The following is a 6,795-nucleotide window of genomic DNA, read 5'->3' as shown; positions in this document are numbered from 1 at the left end:
GAACCACACTGATCCCTTCCCGAACTCAGAGGTGAAACGCCGCTGCGGCAACGATAGTCTGGGGGTTGCCCCACGCCAAAATAGCTCGATGCCAGGTTTATTTTTTTCAAAAGCCTCCTCTATTGGTTTATTTAGAGGGGGCTTTTGTTTGTCTGTCTCCAGATGTGATGGTGATTTTTAATATGGGGCTGTAATTTTATCTGGCAACTTATTCTATTTACTCATACAATTTTAGACTAGGTGAAGTTCGTGAGAATAGAGTCCTAAATTAATGAGTCAGTTAACAGGTCAGGGTGCAAGAGCTATCACTAAATCTCAAATGGTAGATCAGATAAACGATATCGCTTGGCAAGCTCACCAGGGCAGCGTTGCTGCGATTATTCAGGTATTGAACGAAAGGCTAGTTATGTCTGGTGTCAGAACTAGAGCGATTTTTGCTGATGGTGTATTACAACTGTTGTGTGAGGCGGCTAAGGTAGAGCAGCTTGAGCAATCTACGCTGGTGCAGAAAATCCAGGAAATTTTGGATTCTATCGCACCGCGTAACATACGCAAAGTTAATATCAACAGTCGCATTGTTCGGGAAGAGCAGTTACTGTGGTTGGAGGAAATTAACCGCGAGAGCGAAAATCAATTACTTTGGTCACAAGAAATTACCTTATCTCAGCCTAGTATTTTCCAGCGATTAATTCAAGATATCACAGCCGCCTATACTGAATTTGGAAAACCCATTTTACCTAAAGCTCAATCTTTACTAACCAATAAGGATAAACACAAGGATGCAACCAACAAGCTGATCATTGGGTCTGTTAGTTTGTGTGCATTGCTTTTCCTAGCTGGGTTGTTTGATGAACGTTTAGGTAATACCATCAAAAATCTTATACCATTACAAATCTCTTCATCTGTGAAAACAGCAAGTGAGGTTAAATCACAAGTATCGTCCTCTGCTGCAAAAAAAAGTCCTGCTCAACCTGCAAATGATACATCTCATGACACATTTGCAGATGCTGTGAGACTTGCGAATCAAGCCTCTGCTGCTGGTAAAACAGCTACAACTTCAACTCAGTGGTTGGAATTAGCCGCTAAATGGCAAAGGGCTTCTGATTTAATGAATCAGGTTCCGCCCAGTCATAGCCGCTATCAAGAGGCACAAATTCGCACTAAGTTATACAGGGAATATAGTAAGGCAGGACAGCAAGAAGCAGAAAAGATGGGATCAGGGAAGAGGGAATAGGGAAGAGGCAAAAGTAAATTAGAGAACTTCTGCCTTCTACCTTCTTTTTCCTGAACTCCTGATAGCGAAGCGTGGCGTTAGCCATACTCCTTGAATTCCTCTTAAACACTCATTTCTAACATCCGTTGCATTGGTCGCAGTGCAGCCAGACGGATATCCTCTGACATGGTAATTTCCGGGGTGCGGTTTTTCATGGCTAAGTACAGCTTTTCTAGGGTATTTAACCGCATAAACGGACATTCGTTACAATTGCAGTTATTCTGTGGTGGTGCAGGAATAAAGTGTTTACCCGGTGCTAATTTTTGCATCTGGTGAATGATTCCTGGCTCTGTAGCCACGATAAATTCCTGGCTAGGGCTTTTTTGACAATAATTAAGTAAAGCCGCTGTAGAGCCAATATAGTTGGCATGACGTAAAACGCTGGTTTCACATTCTGGATGAGCGATCGCTTCCGCTTGTGGATGTGTGATTTTTAACTCAACAATTTTCTTTTCCGAAAATGTCTCATGGACAATGCAGCTACCTTGCCATAACAGCATATCCCGTCCTGTTTGTTCCATCACATACCGTCCCAAGTTCCGGTCTGGAGCGAAAATAATCGGCTGTTCTTTGGGTATTTGCTGGACAATTTTCACAGCGTTGGAACTGGTGCAGATAATATCGCTCATGGCCTTGATTTCGGCAGAGCAATTAATGTAAGAAATTACTAGATGATCTGGGTGTGCGGCTTTAAAAGCTGCAAACTGATCTGGAGGACAACTATCAGCTAAAGAACAACCAGCATTTAAATCTGGTAACAGCACCAATTTATCAGGATTGAGGATTTTTGCTGTTTCTGCCATAAAGTGAACACCAGCAAATACAATCACATCTGCATTGGTCTGTGCTGCTGCTCTTGCTAATTGTAAAGAATCGCCAATAAAATCTGCAATATCCTGTATATCTGGATCTTGATAGTAATGCGCTAATATCACCGCGTTGAGTTCTGTTTTTAGATCCTCAATAGCGGCAAATAAATCTAGTGGTAGTGTACCCTGTGGTCGAGCCAGTGTAGTTGTAAACACAATTAAGAACTGCTTTTTTGTAAAATTATATTACCTTGTGGATTCAATTATAGTAGTTTTTACCAAAAATAGTAGACGGTTGATGTGGGCAATTTATGTCCAAATCCGGTAGAGTTTCATATCCTGGAGATATACGGCTTTTTAAAGTGGCATGACAAGTCAGAAAACTCAATCAATAACCCTCAAAATTGCTGTAATTGGCGATGTTCACGACCAATGGGAAGTAGAAGACGGTATAGCACTCAAGCATCTGGGTGTTGATTTGGTGCTGTTTGTCGGAGATTTCGGGAATGAGTCAGTGGATGTGGTCAGAGCGATCGCTTCCCTGGATATTCCCAAAGCAGCGGTAATGGGCAACCACGACGCATGGTACACTGCTACTGAATGGGGACGGAAAAAGTGTCCCTACGACCGCACTAAGGAAGACTGGGTACAGGAACAACTCGATTTATTAGGATCTGCCCAAGTCGGTTATGGTAAGTTGGATTTTCCAGATTGGAATTTAACTGTAGTGGGTGGTCGTCCTTTTACCTGGGGTGGACCAGAATGGAGATTTGCTGATATCTGTAAAGAACGGTATGGTGTCTCTAGTCTGGAGGAGTCCGCAGATAAAATCGTGCAAGTGGTGAAAAGCGTTACTTGTGAAAATATTATTTTTCTAGGACACAATGGACCGAGTGGTTTAGGCGATCGCCCTGAAGACCCCTGTGGAAAAGATTGGCATCCTATCGGTGGTGATTTTGGTGATCCAGATTTAGCAGAAGCGATTTCTCAAAGTCTCAACATGAAGAAAACTGTTTCCCTAGTCACTTTTGGTCATATGCACCGCACTCTGCGCCATACTAAAAAGCTGCAAAGGAAGGCTGTTTTTAGAAGTCCAGAGGGAACAATTTATTTAAATGCCGCTACTGTACCCCGAATTGTCGAAGAAAATGGCGTAAAACTGCGGAATTTTTCCCTGGTTGACCTAGAGGGGGGTGTGGTAACAAAAGCTTCTCTCGTTTGGGTGGGTAAGGACTTCCAGGTGGCTGCTGAGGAAATTTTTTATAATTCTTCTCTTTCAGTAGTGCCAATTCTGTAATTATATGTTATGATGTTATTTGTCAGTTTTTGTATTTCACAATTCTGACAAGTAATTTGGAGAGGTGGCAGAGTGGTCGAATGCGCCTGACTTGAAATCAGGTGAAGTGAAAGCTTCCGGGAGTTCGAATCTCCCCCTCTCCGTTGATATAAATTGATGAATGACGAATTTATTTTTACAATTTCTATAAATCCCAGAATTTTTTGGGCTTGTTAGTATTTTTACTTTTGTTTCCATCTAGATCATACCTAGATGAGTTTGCGCTTGTGGCGCTATCTATTTTATGACGAATCATGTTAAGTCCTTGGTAACAATCAACAGTCTCAGGATGGTTCGAGCCAAGCAGCATTTTACAAATTTTAAATGCTTGTAACATTAGTGGTTCAGCTTCTTTATGTCTATCTTGGTAATAATACAGAAGAGAAAGATTTTTTAAACTAGCTACCATATTGGGTTGATATTCCCCTGTTAAACGAGCTAGTTCTAATGCTTTTAAGTATAGAGATTCAGCCTTATCAAAAAGGCGTTGATCTAAATAAACATTGCCAAGACCATTGAGGTCATTAATAATATCAGGATGTGCTTCTGCCTTATAGCGTTTATCAATTTCTAAAGCCTGCAAAAACATAGCCTCAGCTTCATTATAGCGATTTTGTTCTCGGTAAAGAGTAGCTAAACAGTTTAGAGTAGTCGCCACATCAGGATGATCTTTACCCTTACAATTTTGTTGAATTTCTAAGGATTCAACAAGCAGAGATTCTGCCTTTTTATAATTACCTTGAACATGGTAAAAAAGTCCCAAATTATTTAAGTCTGTTGCGACTTCAGGATGTTCTAAACCATACCACTGTTTGTCAATCTCTATAGCTTGCAGAAATACTGGCTCTGCTTCATTGTAACGCCCTTGAAACTGGTAGATACTAGCTAAATTATTGAGTTTAGTTGCGACTTCAGGATGATTATTACCATTTAATTTTTTGACTATTTTCAATGATTGCAACAATAATGGTTCTGCTTCTCTATAAAGACCTTGAGCATAGTAAAAAGATGATAAATTATTGAGACTGGTTGCAACTTCAGGATGTATGTCTCCAAATACATACTTTCTAATTTTTAAAGATTGCAGTAATAGAGGTTTAGATTCTTCATATCGCCCTTGAGAACGATACAAATCTCCTAAATTACTGAAGCTAGTTGCTAGGTCAGGATGTGTATTAATTAATAGCTTTTTTCTAATTTTTAAAGCTTGAATATAATGTGATTCAGCCTCCTGGTATCGCCCTTGAAGTTCATAGATAACAGCTAAATTATTCAGGCTACTTGCTACAAGAAGATTGTTTGTTCCAAAATGCTCCTGAGTAAGAGATAACCCTGACGCAAACCAAGTTTCTGCTAGATGATAAAAACCTTGGTTCTTATAAAAAATTCCTAATCCAGAAAAAATAACAAGAAAATCATCATCTTTAATTAATCCCCTCAAATTTTTGTCTTGAGCTACTTCTAACAAATGAGGTATAGCAGGAGTAAATACATTAACTTGTTGGCGACTGAGAGGTTGTGTAATTTGATATCCGACTGATACCATTCCCTGTACAAAGCCTATCTGTATGTCATTTACCTGCTGTAAGTTGCCTTGCTTCATCTTAAAAAATTTACGAATAAGGGGATGTAAATGATAAGTATCATTTCCAGAAAACTGCAAAAGATGGCAACTTAATAAATCTAATCTTGCCTCTTCTAATTTTTCCTGTTCAGTTTCTTCATCTTCCGATAATTGAAGATGATTGTATGCTTGTTGAATCAGCCACCAAGGAATATCTGCTTGAGCAAATAAAGATAGCATAAAGCCTAATTGTTGGGCTAATGAAGTTAAATTCTCCCAACTCACTTCAAAGACAGCATTTAAACCTAATGGAGCATTTAATGTTTCGTCATTTTCTTTAAAGACTTTATGTTCTAATCCTTTTTGCTCTAGTAGTGATAACATTCTTGTAAGAGGCAAATTAGTATGTTTCCATAGATAAGTTCCTACTAGCTCTATAGCTAAAGGTAAATAGCCTAACCATTTACAAATTTGTTCAGCTATCTCAAACTCATTTTTAAATCTTTCTTGATCATCAATTAAAGATTCTAATAATTTTAATGCAGCTTCTCGTTTGAGTTCATCAAGCCTCAAAGATACTATACCTCTTCCCAAATTTTCACGTGCTGTCAGCAAAACCTTAAAGGATGAAGATGTAGGTGGTAAATAAGGTTTAATCTGTGTTTTGTAGTTGGAAATATCGTCAAATACTAAAAATACTTTTCCAGATGGCCAATTTCGCCAACAATATTGTAGTTTATCAATTAATTCAAAATCTTCTGGTGGGTTTAATCCTAAAACACTACGAGCAAAACTAACTATCTGAAGTCCTGCGTCACCATTTTTCGCCTTGATCCAGCAAACACCTCCATAATTATCACCCAAAGTATTTAGGTGCTGCCTTACAAATTGATTTGCTAATTCTGTCTTACCAACCCCTGACATACCAACAATAGCTACAGTATCATGTTGATTAGTAAGCTCATACAATTTTTTAACTTCTTCTTCTCTTCCTAAAAAACTAACTATATTACTATGTGGTATATTGTCATAAATTTTACGCCTCATTGAAATTGAAAATACTTTTTCTTTCTCTTTTAAAATAACGTCACATTCTTCTGTAGTAGCAGGATATATTTCTTCATTACGTCTTATAAATGTAGTTCCTGCTGGATAGCTGGAACTAGGTGTTATTAGCTCTCTAGTCGTTCTATGTAAATGAGGACTGGGAGGTATAGAAATTAAAAAAATATTGTTACCATCCAATTTGACACTTTCACAATGAATATCTGGTATTGGTGGATAGCAGGCATAATTCACCCTTTGCAGAATTTGTTTGGGATTTAATATACGCTCGACATTAAATAAATCTCTTGTACCATCAGTTTTTAATTCATCCCCAACCCCTATAATTAAATATCCGATTTTGTCCGCAGTACCGAAATTGCCATTAGTTAATGACAAGATATCTCTAATAAATTCATCCCTTTGCTTTTTTCTATAATCTTTATCATGGTGATAAAGTTTATGTAACTCTCGTTTGAAATCTAGCTTTAGCCCCTCTTGTTCTTTAATTAGCTCTTGTAAATTTTCGCTTCGCATAAATTAAATTAGGGTAGATGTTAACGTATATTCTTATAACTCTGTTATAAGTAGTTTTTTATTAGTTTATTCTTTCCGTATTGGAGATTGGCTAGATTTATTTAATATTTGTAATATTACTTAAAAATAGTAAAAAAATATATTTAAGAGTAATTTTAATACCAGCGATAATTTATACCTAAATACCAAAAAAACCTCATCCCAGTTTCAATTTCCGAAACGAGAGTTATAA

Annotated in this window: 4 protein-coding genes, 1 tRNA gene and 1 rRNA gene; 4 read left to right on the top strand and 2 right to left on the bottom strand. The window is 37.9% G+C overall.

Translation table 11 applies throughout. The annotated features are described in order from the left end of the window. Both rrf and H6G06_RS24055 read left to right on the top strand, forming a co-directional pair. A 5S ribosomal RNA gene (rrf, locus tag H6G06_RS28175) occupies positions 1–97 on the top strand; the annotation flags it as partial. Positions 98–271: 174 nt separating this feature from the next. After that, complete coding sequence (locus H6G06_RS24055; RefSeq protein WP_422387063.1) at positions 272–1,234, top strand: hypothetical protein; 963 nt, start codon at positions 272–274, stop codon at positions 1,232–1,234. A 101-nt stretch (positions 1,235–1,335) separates the two neighbouring features. Here the strand turns inward: H6G06_RS24055 and nadA are convergent, their stop codons facing one another. Beyond that, positions 1,336–2,298 carry a quinolinate synthase NadA gene (nadA, locus tag H6G06_RS24050; protein ID WP_190564583.1) on the bottom strand — a complete coding sequence of 321 codons (963 nt, stop codon included), beginning with the start codon at positions 2,296–2,298 and terminating at the stop codon, positions 1,336–1,338. A 151-nt stretch (positions 2,299–2,449) separates the two neighbouring features. On the opposite strand from nadA, the gene H6G06_RS24045 reads away from it, so the two are divergent. Both H6G06_RS24045 and H6G06_RS24040 read left to right on the top strand, forming a co-directional pair. Further along, positions 2,450–3,379 (top strand): TIGR04168 family protein, encoded by a 930-nt coding sequence (locus H6G06_RS24045; protein WP_190564582.1) that lies wholly within the window; start codon positions 2,450–2,452, stop codon positions 3,377–3,379. Between the two features lie 58 nt (positions 3,380–3,437). Next, positions 3,438–3,522 (top strand) — tRNA-Ser (locus H6G06_RS24040). A 41-nt stretch (positions 3,523–3,563) separates the two neighbouring features. On the opposite strand, the gene H6G06_RS24035 is transcribed toward H6G06_RS24040, so the two are convergent. After that, positions 3,564–6,563, bottom strand: coding sequence for a tetratricopeptide repeat protein (locus H6G06_RS24035; protein ID WP_190564581.1), 3,000 nt, complete (start codon positions 6,561–6,563; stop codon positions 3,564–3,566). Between the last annotated feature and the right edge of the window lie 232 nt (positions 6,564–6,795).

Origin of the sequence: Anabaena sphaerica FACHB-251, assembly GCF_014696825.1 — a bacterium.
GTDB lineage: Bacteria > Cyanobacteriota > Cyanobacteriia > Cyanobacteriales > Nostocaceae > RDYJ01.
The sequence above is the reverse complement of the archived record's forward strand: the minus strand, read 5'-3'. Positions and strand labels throughout refer to the sequence as shown.

What these genes read in the sequence shown, in the direction of transcription:
- H6G06_RS24055 (WP_422387063.1), top strand. Translation starts at nt 272, where the DNA reads ATGAGTCAGTTAACAGGTCAGGGTGCAAGAGCTATCACTAAATCTCAA.
- H6G06_RS24045 (WP_190564582.1), top strand. Translation starts at nt 2,450, where the DNA reads ATGACAAGTCAGAAAACTCAATCAATAACCCTCAAAATTGCTGTAATT.
- H6G06_RS24035 (WP_190564581.1), bottom strand. Translation starts at nt 6,563, where the DNA reads ATGCGAAGCGAAAATTTACAAGAGCTAATTAAAGAACAAGAGGGGCTA.